The organism is Streptococcus sp. 2021WUSS109 (assembly GCF_044427305.1).
Taxonomy (GTDB): domain Bacteria; phylum Bacillota; class Bacilli; order Lactobacillales; family Streptococcaceae; genus Streptococcus; species Streptococcus suis.
The window spans coordinates 1-19,646 of the sequence record NZ_JAOTGF010000007.1 but is presented as its reverse complement, the minus strand read 5'-3'; the positions used below and the strand labels follow the sequence as shown (position 1 = coordinate 19,646).

Here is a 19,646-nt window from a genome sequence, read left to right as displayed (position 1 = left end):
TTTCTATATGTTAAAAAGGGGCTAGGCCCCTTTTTAACGTTAAAAGCCACCAAACGGTGACTTTCTATTCTTTCTCGTCGATCACTAAACGAACTTTTTTATCACTTGTTGGAACAGAATAGACAATCGTTCTGATTGCAGAAATTGTGCGTCCTTTTCTACCAATGATACGTCCAATATCAGATTGATCCAAATCCAAATGATATTCCAAGAATTCAGGTGTATCAACAATTTTTATTGTCAAGCTATCAGGCTGTGAAATCAAAGGTTTCACAATCGCAATAATGAGATTTTCAATCATGTCCATAAGTGTTCTCGCTTACTGTTCTTACTTAGAGAATTTTTGTTCGTGGAATTTCTTCAATACGCCAGCGTTTGAAAGAAGGCTACGAACTGTATCAGATGGTTGTGCACCTTTTGCCAACCACTCAAGTACACGCTCTTCTTTAAGAGTTACTGAGTTTTCAGCCAAAAGTGGGTTGTAAGTACCAACAGTTTCGATGAAACGACCATCACGTGGTGCACGTGAGTCTGCAACGTTGATACGGTAGAAAGGTTTCTTTTTAGAACCCATACGAGTCAAACGGATTTTTACTGCCATTTTTAAATGTTCTCTTTTCTTTGTATTTTTATTCGGTGAAATAGCAGAGCTATTTAGCACATGTTCTATTATACCACACTTTGACAGGGTGTCAAGAAAAAAACTTGACAGGTTTTAAAAAAATTTATTGTTCGAGCATATCTGCTAGTTCTCTCAGTTGACTTGCTAGATTTGTACGGTCAAACAGTAAATTATAGACTCCATCTTCACTCAATACTCCGCAAGGAATACCATTGAAATGACCCTTATTAGATAAATCAAGATCTTCCATATAGGTCTGGCTCTGGTAATAATCTAATAACTGTAAATAAGTCGATTGTTCCTGGCTAAGTTGTGCCATACTATCGGAAAGGGACTGGTTCAGCTCTAGCTGTCTGTTAAATATTTTTTCCATTTCCTCTACACGTTTTCTTGCTTCCATAATATTTTTCATCAGTGTGTACTACCACCACCCTTTTTAATATCCTCTTTATCCCTATATTCAACAATCGCTCCTATAGCTACTTCAACTCCTCTTACAATATCGTTCAAAGACATGGAAGCCAGTCCTGGCTTGTCGACAACCTGCTCTGGCAAGAAGGGAATATGGAGAAAACCGACCTTAGTCTTTGGAAATTGTTTCTCCGCCAAGTAAAGAGCTTGATACATGAGATGGTTGCAGACAAAGGTCCCAGCAGTATTAGAAACAGAAGCTGGAAGCCCAATCTTATGAATAGCTTCAACCATTGCTTTGATGGGTAAGGTGGAGAAATAAGCAGGCTGACCATCTTCTCGAATCGTTCTATCAATCGGCTGTTGCCCTTCATTGTCTGGAATGCGTGCATCATCTTGGTTAATGGCTATACGCTCAGGAGTTAAATCAACTCGCCCACCAGCCTGACCAATACATAGTACCGCATCAGGTAAATGTTCTGCCATTTTCTCCTCTAAAACATCCGCAGCCTTGTCAAAAACAGTCGGAATCTCTACAAGAATAATCTCTGCACCAGCAATGGTCTTAGGTAGAGATTTTATCGTTTCCAAGGATGGGTTAATAGGCTCGCCACCAAAGGGATCAAAGCCTGTTACGATGATTTTCATACTTCCTCCTCCAAAATAATTTCTCCGTAGTGAAATTTTTGATTGGGTCTGACATGACGTTTAAAGCCGAATTCTTCAAAGACCTGATCTCGAAAATGAGCCTTTATAATCAATTTCTTCCTAGCTACTCGTTTAGCCTCAGATACAATTTCCTCCGTTAAACGGCTTCTGTCAGCCAAACCAGACAAGCCAGAAAGATTTTGTGATTCCTTGATTTCTTCTGAAAACATGGGATCAAAGTAAATGACATCAACAGACTTATCTATTTGCTCTTTCAAATAAGTCAAACTATCTGTCCAAATTGTCTGGATAGATTTCATGGCTCGATTGACCTCTTGCAGCCCACTATCAAAATCCTGTAAACCCCGACTCACAATAAAGTGCACTAGCTTAGAACTTTCCAAGGCTGTCACCCGATGACCAGCACTCGCTAACACTATGCTATCAGATCCCAAGCCCATAGTACAGTCTATTATTGATTGTTTTTCTTTTCCAAGCAATCCTAAAAGCGGATCTCTTCCAGACTTAATCCGCAACATGGCAGTATCTGGGTGGAAAAATAAAACCTGCCCACCCCTCTGTTCTAGTATCAATTTATCCTTATAAAGAACCAAGACAGCCTCGTAGGTACCTAACATTTTTCCAACCGACTGCTTCTTTCTTTCCTTGTATTCAATTCCCAGTTCACTGGCAATCCGTCTAGCCCTATAGACCAGCCCCTCATCCATCCCAAGACTAGTTGTTACAATCATTTTCATACTCTTCAGTATATCAAAAAATCAGGACGAACTCAAAGCTCATCCTGATAGTATCTTCTATATAGCCTGTGTCATGAAGCTACGGCTTTCCAACACCTTAATCATGGCTTCTGCTGTATCAAGGGCTGTAAAGAGTGGGATTCCACCTTCAATGGCAGAGCTTCGAATGACTTGACCGTCACCATCTGCCACCCGTTTTTTCCCAACCGTATTGATAATAGCCTGAACCTTACCTGCCCGAACAAGACTAGGAATATCTGGACAGGAATCATCGCCTAATTTGCCAACAGTTGTTACAGCAAGTCCATTTTCTGTTAGAAAGGCGGCTGTTCCTGCCGTAGCCAGTAGGCCATAACCAAGTTCATAGAAACGTTGAGCCAGACCAAGCACTTCTTCCTTGTCTTCATCTGCAATGGTAAAGACAACGTTGCCAAACTCAGCCAGGTGCTGATAACTTGCCTCGAAAGCCTTATAAAGCGCTTTTTCCAGTGTCAAGTCTGACCCCATAATTTCACCAGTAGATTTCATCTCAGGTCCCAGCAAACTATCTACTTTTGCTAGTTTCGTGAACGAGAAGACCGGTGCCTTGACGTGCACTTGGTTGCTCTCAGGATAAAGACCGTCTTGGTAACCCAGTTCCGCAAGGCTTTGTCCCAAAATCAATTTGGTTGCAACCTGAGCCATTGGAATGTCTGTGACTTTGGACAAGAATGGCACCGTACGACTGGCACGAGGATTGACCTCAATGACATAGACCGTTTCATCCTTGATGACAAACTGGATATTCATCATACCGATACAGTTGAGACCGATTGCCAAGCGTTTGGTGTAGTCTGCAATGGTCGCCTGCACTTCTTTGGACAAGGTTTGTGGCGGATAAACGGCCATAGAGTCCCCTGAGTGAACCCCAGCGCGCTCGATATGCTCCATAATACCCGGAATCAAGACATCCTTACCATCTGAAATAGCATCCACTTCACACTCACGACCGACGATGTAAGAATCCACCAAAACTGGGTGCTCTGGCGAAGCCTTGACCGCAGTTCTCACATAAGAACGTAAATCCTCTTCATTTTCGACAATCTCCATAGCACGACCGCCCAAGACATAAGAGGGACGAACAAGTACCGGGAAACCAATTTTGCGGGCCGCTTCAAGAGCTTCCTCTTCGTTGGTTGCGGTTTGGCCTGGTGGCTGTGGAATCCCTAGGTCTTTCAGGGCTTTTTCAAATAAATCCCTGTCTTCAGCTCTATCCAAATCCGCCACCTGTGTCCCCAAGATTGGAATGCCTGCTTTGGCCAATGGCTCTGCCAAATTGATAGCCGTCTGGCCACCGAACTGAACGATAACCCCTTTGGGTTCCTCAAGGTCGATCACATTCAAAACATCTTCCAAGGTCAACGGCTCGAAGTAAAGCTTGTCCGAAACCGAAAAGTCAGTTGACACAGTTTCAGGGTTTGAGTTCATAATGATAGCTTCGTAGCCCGCTGCCTGAATAGCCTTAACAGAATGCACCGTCGCATAGTCAAACTCAACGCCCTGACCGATACGAATTGGACCAGAACCCAGCACCAAAACAGATTCTTTCTCCGAACGGATGGACTCATTTTCCCACTCATAAGTTGAATAGAAATATGGCGTGGAACTTTCGAACTCAGCCGCACAAGTGTCCACCATCTTGTAAACGGGTACAATCTTGTGGTCTGTTCTCAGTTGACGGATGTAGGATTCAGTTCTGCCCCAGAGTTCCGCAATCTTGCGGTCTGCAAAACCGTATTTCTTAGCTTTTTTCAATAAATCAATATTATCGTGATTAATTGCCAATTCCTGCTCGATTTCTAAGATATGAAGCAACTTATCAAGGAAGAAAAGATCAATCTTCGTCAATTGAGCTAGTTCTTCTACTGTATAGCCACGTCGAAGGGCTTCTGAAAGATAGAAGAGTCGATCATCCTGTGCCTTGACAATCTTTTCAACCAATTGGTCATCTGTCACTTGGCTGAGTTCTGGCATTTCATTGTGGTAAACACCGATTTCCAAAGAACGGCAGGCCTTGAGCAGACTTTCTTCGATATTGCGACCAATAGCCATGACCTCACCAGTTGCCTTCATCTGCGTTCCAAGGCGGCGCTCCCCTTTTTCAAACTTGTCAAATGGGAAACGTGGAATCTTAGCCACAACGTAGTCAAGAGCAGGCTCGAACATGGCATAGGTTGTTCCTGTAACTGGGTTTACCATTTCATCCAAGGTCAAGCCAACCGCAATTTTTGCTGCCAATTTGGCAATAGGATAACCTGTCGCTTTCGACGCCAAGGCAGAGGAACGCGATACACGAGGATTGACTTCAATGACATAATATTTGAAACTATGTGGATCAAGTGCCAACTGCACATTACAGCCACCTTCGATTTTGAGGGCGCGAATAATGCTGAGACTGGCATCACGCAACATCTGGTTTTCAATATCCGAAAGCGTCTGCGTTGGGGCAAATACGATAGAATCTCCTGTATGAATTCCCACAGGGTCAAAGTTTTCCATGTTACATACGACCAAGGCATTGTCAGCCGCATCCCGCATCACTTCGTATTCAATTTCTTTGAAACCAGCAATCGAACGCTCAATCAAACACTGGGTCACTGGTGACAATTTTAGACCATTTTCTGCTATTTCACGCAGTTCTTCTTCATTGGCACACATACCACCGCCAGTACCACCCAGCGTGAAGGCTGGACGAACAATGACAGGATAGCCAATTTCAGCAGCAAATTCCAAAGCCTCATCAACTGTTGTCACAATCGTTGACTCAGGAATAGGCTGATTGAGATCTTCCATGAGTTGTTTGAAGAGGTCGCGATCCTCTGCCTGATCAATTGCAGACAGTTTAGTTCCCAACAACTCAACTCCAAGCTCATCTAAAATACCAGCCTTAGACAATTCCATGGCCATGTTGAGACCAGTCTGACCACCCAGGGTTGGCAAGAGAGCATCTGGACGCTCCTTCCGTAAAATCCGTGTGACAAATTCAAGCGTGATTGGCTCAATATAAACCTTATCTGCTATTTCCTTGTCTGTCATAATGGTCGCAGGGTTTGAATTGACCAGAACAACGCTATAGCCTTCTTCCTTCAAAGCCAAACAAGCCTGAGTCCCAGCATAATCAAACTCCGCAGCCTGACCGATAATAATCGGACCAGACCCAATCACCATAATTTTCTTAATATCCGTACGTTTTGGCATAATGTATGATACAAAGCCCGTTAAGAGGACAAAGCGAAAATAGGAAACACGACGCTGATGCTTCAAGCATCAAGACGACGTTTATCTTTTTCGCACAGTCCTTAGGGCGTGTTCGAATATGAAAATCAAATCTTATTCGAACCTGTACCTTCTCCTTTCTATTCGTCGCCTCTCTGAGCGACATTAAATAAGATAAGTCCGACGTTTAGAATCTCAATTCGATAATAATTGAAATTCTAAACTAGTGTCAGAGTTAGCAAAGGTCCCATTGGACTTTGCGTAGGAGGACACATGCGTTAGCATGAAGTCCGACTTGCTCTGACCGACGCAGTAAGGTTTAGCTCGATAGTAGTTAAGCCTTACTGCCCTTTTTTAAACGAATCCATCAATTCCATAAATTCGTCAAACAAATAGCTGGCATCATGTGGACCAGGTGCAGCATCTGGGTGGAATTGAACAGAGAAACCTGGATAGTACTTGTGGCGTACCCCTTCTACTGATTTGTCATTGATTTCTTCATGAGTAATCATTAAACATTCAGGTAAATCTTCACGAGCCACTGCATAACCGTGGTTCTGACTGGTAAAGTCCACTCGACCTGTCGCAATTTCACGAACAGCATGGTTGAAACCACGGTGACCAAACTTCATTTTATAAGTCGTTGCCCCATTTGCTTTAGCAAAGAGTTGGTGCCCCATACAGATACCAAAAATTGGAATTTTTCCGAGAATGCCCCGAATCATGTCCAAAGCTTCTGGAACATCATCTGGGTTACCAGGACCGTTTGAAAGCATGACACCGTCTGGATTGAGGGCAAGAATTTCTTCAGCAGTCGTATCATAAGGGACAACTGTCACATTGCAATCACGCTTGGCTAACTCTCTAAGAATAGAATGTTTCAATCCAAAATCAACCAAAACAACACTACGTCCAACTCCAGGTGCAGGATAGGCTGTTTTTGTCGATACTTGCTGGATGTTGTTGGTTGGCAAAACAGTCGCTCTCAACTGGTCTGTCAAATGCTCAACGGAATCACCAACATTTGCCAATGTCGCCTTCATGGTCCCGTGCTGACGAATAATTTTAGTTAGGGCGCGTGTGTCAATTCCAGAAATTGCTGGAATTTTCTTAACCTTTAAAAATTCATCCAAAGTCATCTGGTTACGCCAATTACTTGCTCGACGAGCCCACTCGCTAACAACCACTCCCTTACAAGTCGGTTTGATCGACTCGAAATCATCACGGTTAATCCCGTAATTTCCTACCAAGGGATAGGTAAAGGTTAAAATCTGACCATTATAAGACTGGTCCGTGATGGATTCCTGATAACCTGTCATCCCAGTTGAGAAAACCAACTCACCAGTCACATCAATATCAGCACCGAAGGCCTCCCCCTCAAAAATAGTGCCATTTTCCAAAATTAAACGTCTTTTTGACATAATCTATGATACAAAGCCCGTTAAAAGGACAAAGTGAAAATAGGAAATTCGGCGCCGACGCTATAGGCGTCAAGTCGATATTTATCTTTTTCACACAGTCCTTAGGGCGTGTTCGAATATAAAAATCAAATCTTACTCGAACCTGTACCTTCTCCTTTCTATTCGTCGCCTCTCTGGGCGACATTAAATAAGATAAGTCTAACAAATTTCTAACTGCTCAGTTCTAAGATACCTGAACAGCTTACTTTTAAGCCTTGCCATTGACAATTGCTTCCAAAATCGCCATCCGGACAAATACACCATTCTGCATTTGACGGACAATACGTGATTTGGGTGCTTCAACTAGAGAATCATCAATCTCAACATCGCGGTTAACAGGGGCAGGATGCATAACAATTGCAGTATCTTTCAAGCGTTTGTAGCGCTCCTCTGTTAAACCATGCAAACGGTTATAAGTTTCTTTAGAAAAACCACCATCACCATCATGACGCTCGTGTTGCACACGGAGCAACATCAGTACATCTACCGTTTCCACAATATCATCAATATTCAAATGCTGACCATAGACGTCAAATTCCTCTGCGTACCATTCCTCCGGTCCAGCAAAGAAAATCTCAGCTCCCAGACGCTTCAAAATTTGCATATTGGACTTAGCAACCCGTGAGTGTGTAATATCACCTGCAATGGCAATCTTCAAGCCTTCAAAAGTTCCAAATTCTTCATAAATAGTCATCAAATCAAGTAGGGATTGGCTTGGGTGTTGACCTGAACCATCACCACCATTGACAATTGAAGTCTGAATGGTAGGACTATCGATCAATTGCTTGTAATAATCCACTTCCGAGTGACGAATCACGCAGATGTCTACCCCAAGTGCCGACATGGTCAAAATGGTATCATACAAGGTTTCACCCTTATTGACTGAGCTGGTACGAGCATCAAAGTCAATCATTCCCATATCCAAACGAAGCTCTGCCATTTCAAAAGACTTATGCGTCCGAGTTGAATCCTCAAAGAAAAGGTTAGAAGCATAGTACTTCCGATCCAACTCTACCTTTTCACCGCGTTTAAAAGCAATACCACGTTGAATGAGTCCCAATACTTCTTCATTTGAGAGGGTCTCCATTGTAACCAAGTGTTTGAGTGAAACTTTACCATTTGTAATTGTCATGATGATACCTACCTTTATGATCTAGATGTAGAATGAGAATTTGTAAACGAAGCGACTATGCACCTTCAACCAGAAGGACAGCGTCTTGACCATCGATTTCAGCCATGTGCACAATGATTTCTTCAGAACGGCTAGTTGGGATATTCTTCCCAACATAATCTGCTCGAATAGGCAACTCCCTGTGTCCACGATCCACAAGTACCGCTAAACTAACACGAGCTGGACGGCCCAAGGACACTATGTTGTCAATAGCAGCACGAATAGTTCGTCCTGTATAAAGCACATCATCTACTAATATAACATCACGATCGTTGACATTGGCAGTCATATTTGTCGTATCATCTTCTACCTTCATGTCATCTCGAAACGGTTTGGTATCCAACTCACCCAACGGAACGTCGATACCCTCTAATTGCTTAAGTCTCTCCTGAATCCTCTTTGCAATGAAAACACCCCGTGTTTTAATCCCTGCAAGGACAATATTATCCAAATTCTTATTCCGTTCGATAATTTCATAAGTGATGCGGGTGATTGCCCGTTTCATAGTCATATCGTCAACGATTTCTTTTGTCTTCATAAGACCTCCAAAAGTATAGAAAAAGTCTCCTTATACAAGGAGACTATGAAAATATAGGCTAGTTAGAACCAACCTGCTTAACATCCGACTCCTTGTCTGCCTCTCTGGACAGGTTTTAAAGGATTTATTAAGCAGAGTATAGCATAAAATCTCAGCCTTGACAATTTTTTTCTGAAAAAATATAGAAATTATCGGATTTTACTGAGAATTTTTTCCAAAAGACAATGAAGTCTTAAGGTTTATGGATTTTAGTCCCGCCAATAGAAAACCGCAGACTAGATAGGCGATAAAGATGACTCCAGCATAAGTCAAAACATAGGTCCAACCATACTTAGGGACATTGAGAAAGAAATAAGCAAAAGGACTGTCCTTAGCATCTGGGATTGGAATTTTTATGAAAAGACCATTCACTAGACCAAAAATCATGTAGAGAACAGGCAGAAGCGTCCACCAAATCGGGTCAAACCACTTGTACTGTTGCTGACGATCTACTATTAGGGTATCTAACAAAAAATATAAGGGAACAATATAATGGCAGAGCAGATTTTCAAGTCGCCAGAAATCGTCTGCCAAAGGTGCCAACATAAAGTGATAGACTACACAGGTAATCATGATAGACATGGTTACAGCAGCCTTTATCCGAAGAAAACGTGACGTCTGTAAATCCACACTTTTACTCATGGCATAGACCATATAGATAGCAAACAGAGATACTAATAAATTAGATTGTACCGTATAATACATGAGCATCCCGATACCATATTTAATGATTTCTAAGGCGGTACCTGTGATGGCTAAAATGGCTAACAGGCATCTACTGTAAAACAAAATACTTTGATGTTTCATAATATCCTTTCAAAAACAGGAAAAGACTGGTTAACCAGTCCTCTCTCTTAGATTTTCTTAACAAATTCAGATTTCAACTTCATGGCACCAAAACCATCGATTTTACAATCAATATTGTGATCGCCTTCAACGATACGGATGCCTTTAACACGTGTACCTTGTTTAAGGTCCTTAGGCGCACCTTTCACTTTCAAGTCTTTGATAAGCGTCACAGTATCGCCGTCCGCCAAACGATTACCGTTAGCATCAATTGCAACAGGTCCACTTTCTTCCTCAGCTACATCTGCTGGGTTCCATTCGTATGCACACTCAGGGCAAACCAAGAGGGCACCGTCTTCATAGACATATTCAGAATTACATTTTGGACAATTTGGTAAAGTTTCCATTCTTACTCTCCTTAACATTTTTCATGTTCTAGTATAGCATTTGTTGAAAAAATGGGCAAGATGATAAGGTTTTCATGCTATTATTCAGCCTTGCGCAGTTTTTCAAGTGCCTCCTGAAAAATAGCTGGCGCTTCTGCCGTAAATTCAACAACCTCGCCAGTTCTCGGATGGGTAAATCCAAGCGTTCTGGCATGAAGAAATTGGCCATGCCCTTTTAGTGTTTTCCTTGGGCCGTAAGCTTCATCACCCGCAACCGGATGACCAATATAAGCCATGTGGACACGAATTTGGTGAGTTCGTCCTGTTTCCAAGGTCAATTCCACCAAAGTGTAGTCACCAAAACGCTCCAGAACCTGAAAACGTGTCACCGCTTCTTTCCCTTTGGCAGTCACCGCTTGTTTCTTGCGGTCTTTCTCAGAACGACCAATCGGCGCCTCAATTACCCCGCGATCGTTTGGTAGATTGCCGTGTACAATGGCCCAATACTTACGAAGGGATTTCTTGTCTTTCAATTCAGCAGCAAGCTTTGTATGGGCATCATCGTTTTTAGCAACCATGAGCAGGCCAGAAGTATCCTTATCAATCCGATGAACAATTCCTGGTCGCAAGACACCATTGATGCCTGACAAATCTTTTACGTGATAAAGAAGAGCATTAACTAGCGTTCCAGACGTGTGACCAGCCGACGGATGAACGACCATCCCTTGAGGTTTATTTACAACAGCAACATCCTCGTCCTGAAAGACAATCTCTAAAGGAATATCCTCAGCAACATAGTCGATTTCTTCTACTTCTGGAATTTGATAGGTTAGGACATCCCCAACCTGTACACTATATTTAGCTTTTTTAGGCTGTCCATTGACCAAAACCTGACCAGCCTTAATCTGCTCATTTGCAACCGAACGAGACAAATTCGTCAAATCCGACAATGCCTTATCCAAACGAATGCCACCAACTTCAACTCTTACTTCCATTACTCTCTTCTTTCATAATACAAATAAATAAAATACCTACACCAACTGTCAGACAAACATCTGCTACATTAAATACAGGGAAACTAATAAAATCCAAGTGAAACATGTCCACCACATATCCCAGTCTAAGACGATCAATAAAATTCCCAAGAGCACCAGCAATCATCAAAGACAGACTGAATAAAGTCCAGATATTACCCTTGATCTGTTTGATATAGTACCACACTAGGCCTGTCACAGCAACAATTGTCATTATCGTGAAAAACCACTGCTGATTTTGTAAAATCGACCAGGCCGCACCATAATTTCTTAGATAAGCTAAGCTCATCAATCCTGGTATAAATTCCGTTACCGTATCTAATTCAACATTGGCAACTGTCCAAGCTTTTACAAGCTGGTCCAGACCAATTAATACTACCATCAAAAATGGAAATCCAATTTTACGCATTTTCATCCTTCTTCTTATCAAAATATGCCTGCATGGTTTCAATAAAGTCTTTGGCACAAGAACTAAGTTCATCATTGGCTCGTTTAACGTAGACCATGCGATTGTCTACCTTTCCTTTGAGAGGAATTACTGTAATGCCATTGACACTCTCATCATCAAGATAGCCCGAACCAGTTGCATAGGCATCCGTACGCTCCAAAATTCCATTCAAAGTAGCACGGTCTGTCACATCAAACACAACCGAGGAATCCGACGTATCAATCAAGTTCTCGGAATAATAGAGATAAGCCTCTTTTTCTTGAGTGAACCGTACGGTAGGTAGACCTACCAAATCTGCTGGCTCAATCTCAGCTTTCTTTGTCAAAGGATGATCTTCACGAAGGTAGATATGAGTCTGAAATGCAGACAAATCTACAGCTTGCAAGTGAAGTTTATCCAATTTCTGCATGATTCCTTTTGTATTTCTCTCGTTCAAATAAATAATACCAAGCTCGCTATAACCTTGAGCAACCTCATCTAAGATCTGTACTGTAGTCGATTCAAAAATGCGAAAATGAGGGTACTGCGGGTGGCTACGAGAGAACTCCGTAATCAATGGGGGAAGAAAATCATAATGCTGACTTGAAATTGAAAAAGTCTTCTCACCTTCCTCAGGTTGCAAATAGAGATGCTCAAACTGATCAAATCCCTTAACTAAAGCCTGAGCTTTCTCATAGAATTCCATCCCTTTTTGTGTCAAAAAAGTTCCTGAACTAGTTCGGCTAAAAATTTGAAAACCTAACTCTTTTTCCAAATCACGAATGGAAATAGACAAACTAGGCTGGGAAACGTACATTTTTTCCGCTGCCTCACGAAAAGTCCCGCTATTGGCAATCGCCACCACATAGCGCAATTGTTGAATATTCATACCCGATACCTCTTAAAACTGCTTCTACCATTATATCAAAAAACGCAAGAATTTGCTGAACTCTTGCGTTTTCGCAAATAGACTATTCTTCTATTATATAACTACCAGGTTCCCAATTTCTCTTCTTCAACTGCAATTTGAAAGGCTTTGGAATTTCTGTTCGCCAAATCATTAATGACTAATTTTACTAAGTTGGAACCCATACCACTTCCTCTGAACATTTCATCTACTCCTGAACGTAGAACTTATAGGAAGCGCAACAGTGCAGAAGGCAAAATATTTTTATCCTATAGTGAAGATATTGCCGTCTTGAATCACTTCTATCGTACACTTTTAAAAATAGCAAAATCAAATTACAAAAAAGACTCTCCGAAAACAACTCGGAAAGCCTATTGTTAAGCCATTTTCAGACTTATTTTGCGATTGGGTAAACAGATACTTGTTTCTTATCGCGACCTTTACGTTCGAAGCGTACAACGCCTTCTACTTTAGCGTAAAGAGTGTCATCTCCACCACGACCTACGTTAGCTCCTGGGTAGATTTTTGTACCACGTTGGCGGTAAAGGATTGAACCACCTGATACAGTTTGGCCGTCAGCAGCTTTCGCACCAAGGCGTTTTGCTTGTGAATCACGACCGTTTGACGTTGAACCTCCACCTTTTTTGTGGGCCATAAATTGCAAGTTAGCAAGATTCAAGTTTAACATATGTTATTCCTCCGAATTTCTGTAATGATTGCTTCAAGCTACGCCTTAAGCGTTGATAGCGTTGATAGCGTTGATAACAACTTTTGTGTAAGGTTGACGGTGACCTTGTTTGCGGTGGCTACCTTTTTTAGGTTTGTACTTGAAGGTAACAACTTTTTTCTGTTTACCTTGTTTTTCAACAGTACCAACAACAGTAGCGCCTGCTACAAGTGGAGTACCCACAACAGTTTTCTCACCACCAACAAGAACTACTTCTTCGAAAGTAACTTCTTGACCTGCTTCAACGTTCAATTTTTCAACGTAGATAGCTTGACCGACTTCAACTTTAACTTGTTTGCCGCCAGTTTTAATGATTGCATATGTGCTCATTATGCACCTCCTATGATTTTTGGGCCTTGCCCGAATTTGATGTGAAGACTCGCCTAGTACCGTGGGACGAACCACTTTATCTTGCTCAATAAAAATTAAGGTCAGACTTGCTTCAATAGTCTAAGGATAGACTATTGAAGGTTGGAAATATAACGAACATAGTTCGTGTCGTCGCAGACGCAGGTAGAACTTAGGTTCACCAAGTTAAGTCAACGACGTTTGAGCTTAATTTTTGCAGAGCAACGGTATTCGTGCGGTTGCACAGGATGTGTGCATAGTCAACTATTGTAATATACCAAAAAACACTCGCAAAAGCAAGTGTTTTGAATTATTTTTCTTACATTTCAAAAACTTCGCTCTCCTGCTTGTTTGGTAAGAACAGAGAGAGGACAATTCCGACAAGAGCTGGTAATAACCATGCTAATGATTGTCCAGCCAATGGCAGAGCTGAGATGATTTTTGAAACAGCAGTCCAGTTGAATTGTCCTGCTAACACTTCTACCAATGACAAAGCTGTCACTACTCCCACAGTTAATTGCATACCGTAGGTCGAAAGCGGTACAAATTTGTTCACAATGGTAATCAAGACAATACAGATGGTAATTGGATAGAGAACCAAAAGAACTGGAACTGAGAAAGTGATGATATTGTTCAAACCGAGGTTAGCAATCCCAAAACCAATCAAAGTAAAGATTGTCGCATACACTTTGTAGCTAAAATGTGGGAAACGCTCAGCGAAAAATTCACCTGAAGAAACAATCAAGCCAGCCGTTGTCGTAAAACAAGTAACGATAACCATGGCAGCTAAGAAAATTTGTGCACCTGGTCCAAAAATAGCCTGTGTTGCTTGCGAAAGAATGTAAACACCCTTGTTGGTATCAGAAGCCAAAACATCAGCAGGCACTAGGAAATGATTTCCAAGGAAGGCCAGACCGACATAGAGTGCTGAGAAAGTTAAGGCCACAACAAAACCAACAGACCAGATGGTTGAAACATATTCCTTCTTGCTGGAGAAACCAAGTTGTTTTAAGGTATTCACTGCTACAACACTAAAGGCAATTGAGGCAAGGGCATCAAGGGTGTTGTATCCTTCAATAAATCCTGTACCAAATGCCTGTCCTGCTGAGTAAGCATCGGCTGCAGGAAGTGGATTTGTAGAACCATATTTAACAATACCTAGCACCACTAAAATCACAATCAAAATGGCAAAAACAGGGGTTAAAATACGTCCGATACTGTTTAAGATTTGAGATGGATTGAGGGCAATTAAATAGGCTGCCACAAAGTAAAGAGCTGTAAAACCAAACAACCATAGACCCAGATTCGCTTCACCCAACAATGGAGCAATTCCAACCTCAAATGACGTTGTAGCTGTACGTGGAATTGCAAAAAATGGTCCAATCGCCAAATACAAGGCAACAAGATAAACAGTAGCAAACAAGGGTGAAATCTTACGTGAGATCTCATGTACGTACCCTTTAGGGTTGAGTGTTCCTACAATCAAAGCAATCACGGCAATTCCGACACCTGATACGACAAATCCTAAAATGGCTGGCCAGAAATTATCACCAGATAAGACACCAAGTGCAGGTGGGAAAATCAAGTTTCCTGCACCAAAAAACATACCAAACAGGAGTAAACCTGTTAGCGCTCCTTTTTTCATAATAACTCCTTTGTATTTTTCTGAAGTCTTATTATATCATACAAATTCGATTTTTCCGAACGATTCGTATTAAAAAATCCAGCAATAACTGGATTTACATGTATGTCAAAATAATTGTATGCTACAGTAAGTCTTCAATCAAACTATCCACTTCGTCTTTCACTTCCTCTTTCGGTGTGATTTCAGTTACGATAATCCCAGCCACAGCTCGTTCTACCAAGCTTTCAACATCCATACGGGCTTCGTATTGCTCGACATTTTTAATTTTAGGGTTGGTTTTTGGACGGTCAGGGGCAAAGATAGTACAGCAATCCTCAAATGGCTGGATGGAAATGTCAAATGTATCAATTTCTTGAGCAATATCAATGATTTCCAACTTGTCCATGGTAACGACTGGACGGATAACAGGTGTATTTATCACCGCATTGATAGCCTGCATGGATTCCAAGGTTTGACTGGCCACTTGTCCTAGACTTTCACCATTAATAATAACCATGGCACCACGCTCTTCCCGTACTCGGTCTGTAATCCGCATCATGAAGCGACGTGTCAAGGTCATCAAATAAGCTTCAGGTGCCTTTTCCTTGATTTCTTCTTGAATTTCTGTAAACGGCACTTCGATAAAGGTGATATTACCACCAAAGGCAGTCAATTTACGAGTCAAATCATGGGCCTTTTTAAGTGCACCTGGGCTAGTATAAGGCGGACTTGCAAAGTGCAGGGCTTCGATTTCAACCCCACGTTTAAGTGCTAAATAGCCCGCAACAGGCGAATCAATACCACCTGATAGCATCAGCGTACCCTTGCCAGATGTACCAACTGGAAGACCGCCCGCTCCCTTGATTTCTTCATGGGAAATATAAGCAGCGTCAGGACGAATTTCCACTCGCAAGGTAATATCTGGTGACTTCATTTGCACTTGCACATTTGGAATGGCTGTAAAAACCGCATCTCCAAGGACTTGGTTAAGGTCACGGCTGTCCAGTTCAAAACTGTGGTCGCTTCGACGTGCCGCAATCTTGAATGTCATCCCTTCCTTGTAAATAGACTGCATAATCTCCACAACTGCCTCTTTCAAGGCCGGAACAGACTTTTCAATCTTATAAGATGGTGCGAAATTTTGGATCCCAAAAATCTTCTTCAAAGAAGCTGAGACTTCCTGATAATCTGCCCCGTTCAAATAGACATGACCACGGTCACGGTCAAAATAAACCGTCACTTCTGGGTAAACAGAAAGGACATGCTTGATATTATTGCGGAGTTTGTTAACAAACCGCATCTTGTTTTTCCCTTTAGTTGACAATTCGCCATAGCGAATCATAATTTCTGAATAGTTCAATAGTCTACTGCCTACTTCCTATAATATTTTTAAGTTCTGAAACCATCAACTCCGGTTTCTCTGAATCAATTTGAATAATTTTATCTTCATCCAAACGATGAGAAGTATTTGAAAAAGAGAGGATAACCTTATTGTATTCTAATGCTTTACTAATTATTTCATCTACTTCTCTACCATGATTGATATCTAAGTAACAATCTGCTTGCTTCAGTAATATATCCAAACTATAATCTGCATACACCAATGGATAAAGTTGACAGTTGGAAAATTTGCGTCCTAATTGTTCCAAACTTGAAGAGATACAGGTTGGAGCAGCTATATGAAAATCCATCTCCGGTAAATGTTCCAACAGATACTCAATATGCTCAATCCTATCTGATACTGTAAGGATAAAAGCATGTGTACTGGCTTGTTCTCTTTTCTTTATAACTAAATTCTTTTGACCATATACCAAAGAATCATTTGGAACATCTTTTGTAACAACAGTCCCTGCACCGATGATTACATTATCTCCAATGGTGACTCCTTTTGTAATCACACAGTTCGCTCCAATCCAGGAATTTTTGCCAATTACAACTGGAGCAACTGTAGAAGACAACCTGCCAATATGGTAAGCAGAATAAGAATGATCAAAGTCAAAAATTCGCACACCATCTCCTAGCATAGTATTTTCACCAATCTCAATCGAGTGAAAACAACGGATATTCGAATAGTTGTTGATATAAACATTGTCACCCAATGTTAAAGACGCACCATTATTGACTTCAATACTGATAAAATTACGCAAAACAACATTATTTCCAACTGAGAGTTTCCCAACTGGCGAAAGCTGAAAATCATAAAAACTTCCTTTTTTGATTAACTTTGATTCCGAAAGAACATCCGTCATCAGTTGCTACCTTACTTTCTGTGTGTTTTGATAAATTTGTTTGAAAATCGTGAGGAATTGTTCGATTTGCCCCATATCATTATCATCATCCAAGCTGATACGGACGGCAGTTTGAGCCAACTTCTGCGGAACACCCATAGCAATTAGTGTTCCAGCTGGTTTTCCAGCCTTGGACGAGCAGGCCGAGGTTGTCGAAATGTAAATCTGGTGGTCTTCAAAGGCATGGACGATAACTTCACCACGGATATTTTTAATCCCGAAAGTTACGATGCTTGGCACAAAGTCATCTATTCCAGAAAAAACTGTCACATCGTCGTATTTGCCCAATTCATCTACCAGAATCTGCTTCATGGCTACAAGTCGCTTCTGGCTGTCTGTCGCCTTGTCCAAGGTCAAGCGGAGCGCCTTAGCCGTTGCTGCGATACCTGCCACATTTTCAGTTGTTGAGCGTTTGTCGCTTTCCTGTCCTCCTCCTGTCAATAGCGGAGCGATTTTCTTGCCTGACTTGACATAGACGAAACCTACTCCTCTGACGGAGTGGAATTTGTGACCTGAAAAACTGGCAAAATCAACTCGGTCTGTCAAATACCGTTCCGTCGGCACCTTGCCGATAGCCTGCACAGCATCCACATGGAAGGAAATGGTTGGCTTATCAGCTAAAAGCTGGGAAATTTCCTGAATGGGCTGAATAGCACCAATTTCATTATTGACGGCCATGATAGAAACCAGTGTGGTATCTGGACGAATCAAGCTTTCTAAGGCTGAAACATCAACAAAACCTTGGGCATTGACCGGAGCCAAATCCACCTCAAAACCTTGCGTTTTGAGCCAAAGTGCAGACTCTTTTACCGCTGGATGCTCAATAGCTGACACGATGATGTGCTTGCCCAGATGTGCCTTTTCAAATGCTACTCCCTTGATGACCCAGTTGTCACCTTCCGTACCACCTGAGGTGAAAAAGATTTCTTTGCTATCCTGGCCAAGCAAGTCTGCGATTTGCTTGCGGGAAGCTTCTAAAATCCGTGTTGCCTGACTGCCTAAACTATGGAGGCTAGAGGGGTTTCCCCAGATTTTTGTCGCCACTTCCGTATAGGTCTTGAGAACTTCTGGATAGACCTGTGTCGTTGCCGCATTATCAAAATAGATCATTTTTTATATTCCTTTTATTGCAATAGTCCTATTTTATCATGTTTTTATGCCTTTCGGCAATCTTTAAGATAGTTTTAAACTTCCTATCTTAAACTAAAGGTGGAGGTACATCATGAATACACGTAAGAATACAAATAAAAAACCGGCTGGTTTAACTAATTTTCAAAAATATTTAACCTTTATCGGGTCTATTTTAGGGATTATCACTGCCTGCATCACTATCTACACCTTTACAGCAAAACCTGCAACATCCTCAACATCTCCAAGTACTACCATTTCATCATCCAGCGACACTAGCCCCAGCCAATCATCCAGCGACAATCCGTTAACAGAAGTACAAGATTTAACAAGTTCAAGCTCCGAAACAACATCCTCAACCCAAACCGAGACCAGCTCTTCAGTAGAGTCTACTGCCTCTTCCTCGTCTACAGAAACGTCTGTTACCCAAGCTTCGGAGACAAGGACAGAAACCAGTACTGATACAGAGGTAACTAGTGGGGCATCCGAAACGACTTCTAATCAATAGCACAAAAATATTTGTTTTACTTTCTTGGATTTGATATACTAATTTCAGGAGGTGTGCAATATGAAATACGTCATTCTAAAAACGCCGATTTTCGTTTGGCTACTGATTTTTGCACTTATACAAGTCTTCGCCTTATCGTCATTTTTACCAGAACCATTTGATACTCGTTCATTGCTCCCCATGGGAGTATTAACCGGCTGTTCAATCAGGGTTCCCAGTGAAGTTAAAGACCAGGATGGCCAGTATGCTCCATTTAAGTACTTATGGTGGGTGATACTAGGATGGACTGTAATCGGTATTCTATTTGGTATCACTATAAAAGCACCACTAGAATTGCACATTGCCCTGATTGTACATGCAATCGCAGGAGGAATAGGCTACCGCCTTATTGAACGTTATGCAGTTTATCGCTATCATTATTTACAAACTAAAAAGAAAGGCTAACCCTTTCTTTTCAGAATGAAGACAAACATCTCGCTTGATGTTTGTCTTTTTCTGTTTATTGGTCTGATAGTCCGTCTTTTTGCCAGAATAGTGGCTATTTGGACAAAATAAAAAGGCTTCCCTGTCCTCATTTTTAC

The 19,646-nt window shown here is 41.6% G+C and carries 23 protein-coding genes; 2 read left to right on the top strand and 21 right to left on the bottom strand.

All coding sequences use genetic code 11. The annotated features are described in order from the left end of the window. Positions 1–64 precede the first annotated feature (64 nt). From ODU37_RS03775 to ODU37_RS03675, 21 genes are all read right to left on the bottom strand, one after another. Positions 65–307 (bottom strand): KH domain-containing protein, encoded by a 243-nt coding sequence (locus tag ODU37_RS03775; protein ID WP_012028079.1) that lies wholly within the window; start codon positions 305–307, stop codon positions 65–67. Positions 308–328: 21 nt separating this feature from the next. Continuing rightward, positions 329–601 carry a 30S ribosomal protein S16 gene (rpsP, locus tag ODU37_RS03770; protein WP_002940682.1) on the bottom strand — a complete coding sequence of 91 codons (273 nt, stop codon included), beginning with the start codon at positions 599–601 and terminating at the stop codon, positions 329–331. A 124-nt stretch (positions 602–725) separates the two neighbouring features. Continuing rightward, complete coding sequence (locus ODU37_RS03765) at positions 726–1,034, bottom strand: DUF4298 domain-containing protein (protein ID WP_024381802.1); 309 nt, start codon at positions 1,032–1,034, stop codon at positions 726–728. After that, on the bottom strand, positions 1,034–1,681 hold the full coding sequence (gene pcp / locus ODU37_RS03760; protein WP_398580417.1) for a pyroglutamyl-peptidase I: 648 nt from the start codon (positions 1,679–1,681) through the stop codon (positions 1,034–1,036). Before pcp ends, ODU37_RS03765 begins: the two co-directional genes overlap by 1 nt. Next, complete coding sequence (locus ODU37_RS03755; RefSeq protein ID WP_398580427.1) at positions 1,678–2,433, bottom strand: class I SAM-dependent methyltransferase; 756 nt, start codon at positions 2,431–2,433, stop codon at positions 1,678–1,680. The genes pcp and ODU37_RS03755 overlap by 4 nt, the downstream gene beginning before the upstream one ends. 63 nt (positions 2,434–2,496) lie before the next feature. Next, positions 2,497–5,676, bottom strand: coding sequence for a carbamoyl-phosphate synthase large subunit (carB, locus tag ODU37_RS03750; RefSeq protein ID WP_238710696.1), 3,180 nt, complete (start codon positions 5,674–5,676; stop codon positions 2,497–2,499). Positions 5,677–6,035: 359 nt separating this feature from the next. Then, the gene (locus ODU37_RS03745) at positions 6,036–7,115 is read right to left on the bottom strand and encodes a carbamoyl phosphate synthase small subunit (RefSeq protein WP_029752176.1); all 1,080 of its coding nucleotides are present in this window, start codon (positions 7,113–7,115) and stop codon (positions 6,036–6,038) included. Positions 7,116–7,362: 247 nt separating this feature from the next. Beyond that, entirely contained in the window at positions 7,363–8,286 is a 924-nt protein-coding gene (locus ODU37_RS03740) for an aspartate carbamoyltransferase catalytic subunit (protein WP_002939139.1), read from the bottom strand. Positions 8,287–8,341: 55 nt separating this feature from the next. Next, complete coding sequence (gene pyrR / locus ODU37_RS03735; protein WP_011922318.1) at positions 8,342–8,863, bottom strand: bifunctional pyr operon transcriptional regulator/uracil phosphoribosyltransferase PyrR; 522 nt, start codon at positions 8,861–8,863, stop codon at positions 8,342–8,344. Between the two features lie 198 nt (positions 8,864–9,061). Further along, a complete protein-coding gene (locus ODU37_RS03730; protein WP_029752175.1) occupies positions 9,062–9,709 on the bottom strand; it encodes a Pr6Pr family membrane protein in 648 nt (215 codons plus the stop codon). A gap of 47 nt (positions 9,710–9,756) precedes the next feature. Continuing rightward, a complete protein-coding gene (locus ODU37_RS03725; RefSeq protein ID WP_012775074.1) occupies positions 9,757–10,095 on the bottom strand; it encodes a zinc ribbon domain-containing protein YjdM in 339 nt (112 codons plus the stop codon). Between the two features lie 80 nt (positions 10,096–10,175). After that, entirely contained in the window at positions 10,176–11,069 is an 894-nt protein-coding gene (locus tag ODU37_RS03720) for an RluA family pseudouridine synthase (RefSeq protein WP_398580416.1), read from the bottom strand. Continuing rightward, a complete protein-coding gene (gene lspA / locus ODU37_RS03715; RefSeq protein ID WP_015646892.1) occupies positions 11,053–11,517 on the bottom strand; it encodes a signal peptidase II in 465 nt (154 codons plus the stop codon). Before lspA ends, ODU37_RS03720 begins: the two co-directional genes overlap by 17 nt. Next, on the bottom strand, positions 11,510–12,424 hold the full coding sequence (locus ODU37_RS03710) for a LysR family transcriptional regulator (protein ID WP_023370460.1): 915 nt from the start codon (positions 12,422–12,424) through the stop codon (positions 11,510–11,512). Before ODU37_RS03710 ends, lspA begins: the two co-directional genes overlap by 8 nt. 101 nt (positions 12,425–12,525) lie before the next feature. After that, on the bottom strand, positions 12,526–12,627 hold the full coding sequence (locus ODU37_RS03705; RefSeq protein ID WP_105158580.1) for a transcriptional regulator: 102 nt from the start codon (positions 12,625–12,627) through the stop codon (positions 12,526–12,528). Positions 12,628–12,836: 209 nt separating this feature from the next. Then, positions 12,837–13,130, bottom strand: a complete 294-nt coding sequence (rpmA, locus tag ODU37_RS03700; RefSeq protein WP_009909754.1) for a 50S ribosomal protein L27 — start codon at positions 13,128–13,130, stop codon at positions 12,837–12,839. A 45-nt stretch (positions 13,131–13,175) separates the two neighbouring features. Next, positions 13,176–13,499, bottom strand: coding sequence for a 50S ribosomal protein L21 (gene rplU, locus ODU37_RS03695; protein WP_044667261.1), 324 nt, complete (start codon positions 13,497–13,499; stop codon positions 13,176–13,178). A gap of 337 nt (positions 13,500–13,836) precedes the next feature. After that, positions 13,837–15,165: a branched-chain amino acid transport system II carrier protein gene (gene brnQ / locus ODU37_RS03690; protein WP_044762096.1), complete on the bottom strand. Its 1,329-nt coding sequence runs from the start codon at positions 15,163–15,165 to the stop codon at positions 13,837–13,839. A gap of 118 nt (positions 15,166–15,283) precedes the next feature. Next, a complete protein-coding gene (thiI, locus tag ODU37_RS03685; protein ID WP_044762095.1) occupies positions 15,284–16,501 on the bottom strand; it encodes a tRNA uracil 4-sulfurtransferase ThiI in 1,218 nt (405 codons plus the stop codon). 4 nt (positions 16,502–16,505) lie between these two features. Continuing rightward, the gene (locus ODU37_RS03680) at positions 16,506–17,390 is read right to left on the bottom strand and encodes a DapH/DapD/GlmU-related protein (RefSeq protein WP_044762094.1); all 885 of its coding nucleotides are present in this window, start codon (positions 17,388–17,390) and stop codon (positions 16,506–16,508) included. Positions 17,391–17,396: 6 nt separating this feature from the next. Beyond that, positions 17,397–18,539, bottom strand: a complete 1,143-nt coding sequence (locus tag ODU37_RS03675; RefSeq protein WP_024400301.1) for a cysteine desulfurase family protein — start codon at positions 18,537–18,539, stop codon at positions 17,397–17,399. 112 nt (positions 18,540–18,651) lie between these two features. Between ODU37_RS03675 and ODU37_RS03670 the strand changes: the two genes are divergently transcribed. Together ODU37_RS03670 and ODU37_RS03665 are read left to right on the top strand one after the other, a co-directional pair. Continuing rightward, on the top strand, positions 18,652–19,065 hold the full coding sequence (locus ODU37_RS03670) for a DUF6556 family protein (protein ID WP_024400300.1): 414 nt from the start codon (positions 18,652–18,654) through the stop codon (positions 19,063–19,065). Positions 19,066–19,125: 60 nt separating this feature from the next. Next, positions 19,126–19,509, top strand: a complete 384-nt coding sequence (locus ODU37_RS03665) for a hypothetical protein (RefSeq protein ID WP_024400299.1) — start codon at positions 19,126–19,128, stop codon at positions 19,507–19,509. Positions 19,510–19,646 lie beyond the last annotated feature (137 nt).

What these genes read in the sequence shown, in the direction of transcription:
- rplU (WP_044667261.1), bottom strand. Translation starts at nt 13,499, where the DNA reads ATGAGCACATATGCAATCATTAAAACTGGCGGCAAACAAGTTAAAGTT.
- carB (WP_238710696.1), bottom strand. Translation starts at nt 5,676, where the DNA reads ATGCCAAAACGTACGGATATTAAGAAAATTATGGTGATTGGGTCTGGT.
- ODU37_RS03725 (WP_012775074.1), bottom strand. Translation starts at nt 10,095, where the DNA reads ATGGAAACTTTACCAAATTGTCCAAAATGTAATTCTGAATATGTCTAT.
- pyrR (WP_011922318.1), bottom strand. Translation starts at nt 8,863, where the DNA reads ATGAAGACAAAAGAAATCGTTGACGATATGACTATGAAACGGGCAATC.
- ODU37_RS03740 (WP_002939139.1), bottom strand. Translation starts at nt 8,286, where the DNA reads ATGACAATTACAAATGGTAAAGTTTCACTCAAACACTTGGTTACAATG.
- ODU37_RS03755 (WP_398580427.1), bottom strand. Translation starts at nt 2,433, where the DNA reads ATGATTGTAACAACTAGTCTTGGGATGGATGAGGGGCTGGTCTATAGG.
- pcp (WP_398580417.1), bottom strand. Translation starts at nt 1,681, where the DNA reads ATGAAAATCATCGTAACAGGCTTTGATCCCTTTGGTGGCGAGCCTATT.
- ODU37_RS03710 (WP_023370460.1), bottom strand. Translation starts at nt 12,424, where the DNA reads ATGAATATTCAACAATTGCGCTATGTGGTGGCGATTGCCAATAGCGGG.
- ODU37_RS03745 (WP_029752176.1), bottom strand. Translation starts at nt 7,115, where the DNA reads ATGTCAAAAAGACGTTTAATTTTGGAAAATGGCACTATTTTTGAGGGG.
- ODU37_RS03765 (WP_024381802.1), bottom strand. Translation starts at nt 1,034, where the DNA reads ATGAAAAATATTATGGAAGCAAGAAAACGTGTAGAGGAAATGGAAAAA.
- ODU37_RS03665 (WP_024400299.1), top strand. Translation starts at nt 19,126, where the DNA reads ATGAAATACGTCATTCTAAAAACGCCGATTTTCGTTTGGCTACTGATT.
- lspA (WP_015646892.1), bottom strand. Translation starts at nt 11,517, where the DNA reads ATGCGTAAAATTGGATTTCCATTTTTGATGGTAGTATTAATTGGTCTG.
- ODU37_RS03720 (WP_398580416.1), bottom strand. Translation starts at nt 11,069, where the DNA reads ATGGAAGTAAGAGTTGAAGTTGGTGGCATTCGTTTGGATAAGGCATTG.
- ODU37_RS03670 (WP_024400300.1), top strand. Translation starts at nt 18,652, where the DNA reads ATGAATACACGTAAGAATACAAATAAAAAACCGGCTGGTTTAACTAAT.
- ODU37_RS03775 (WP_012028079.1), bottom strand. Translation starts at nt 307, where the DNA reads ATGGACATGATTGAAAATCTCATTATTGCGATTGTGAAACCTTTGATT.
- ODU37_RS03730 (WP_029752175.1), bottom strand. Translation starts at nt 9,709, where the DNA reads ATGAAACATCAAAGTATTTTGTTTTACAGTAGATGCCTGTTAGCCATT.
- rpsP (WP_002940682.1), bottom strand. Translation starts at nt 601, where the DNA reads ATGGCAGTAAAAATCCGTTTGACTCGTATGGGTTCTAAAAAGAAACCT.
- ODU37_RS03675 (WP_024400301.1), bottom strand. Translation starts at nt 18,539, where the DNA reads ATGATCTATTTTGATAATGCGGCAACGACACAGGTCTATCCAGAAGTT.
- rpmA (WP_009909754.1), bottom strand. Translation starts at nt 13,130, where the DNA reads ATGTTAAACTTGAATCTTGCTAACTTGCAATTTATGGCCCACAAAAAA.
- ODU37_RS03680 (WP_044762094.1), bottom strand. Translation starts at nt 17,390, where the DNA reads ATGACGGATGTTCTTTCGGAATCAAAGTTAATCAAAAAAGGAAGTTTT.
- ODU37_RS03705 (WP_105158580.1), bottom strand. Translation starts at nt 12,627, where the DNA reads ATGGGTTCCAACTTAGTAAAATTAGTCATTAATGATTTGGCGAACAGA.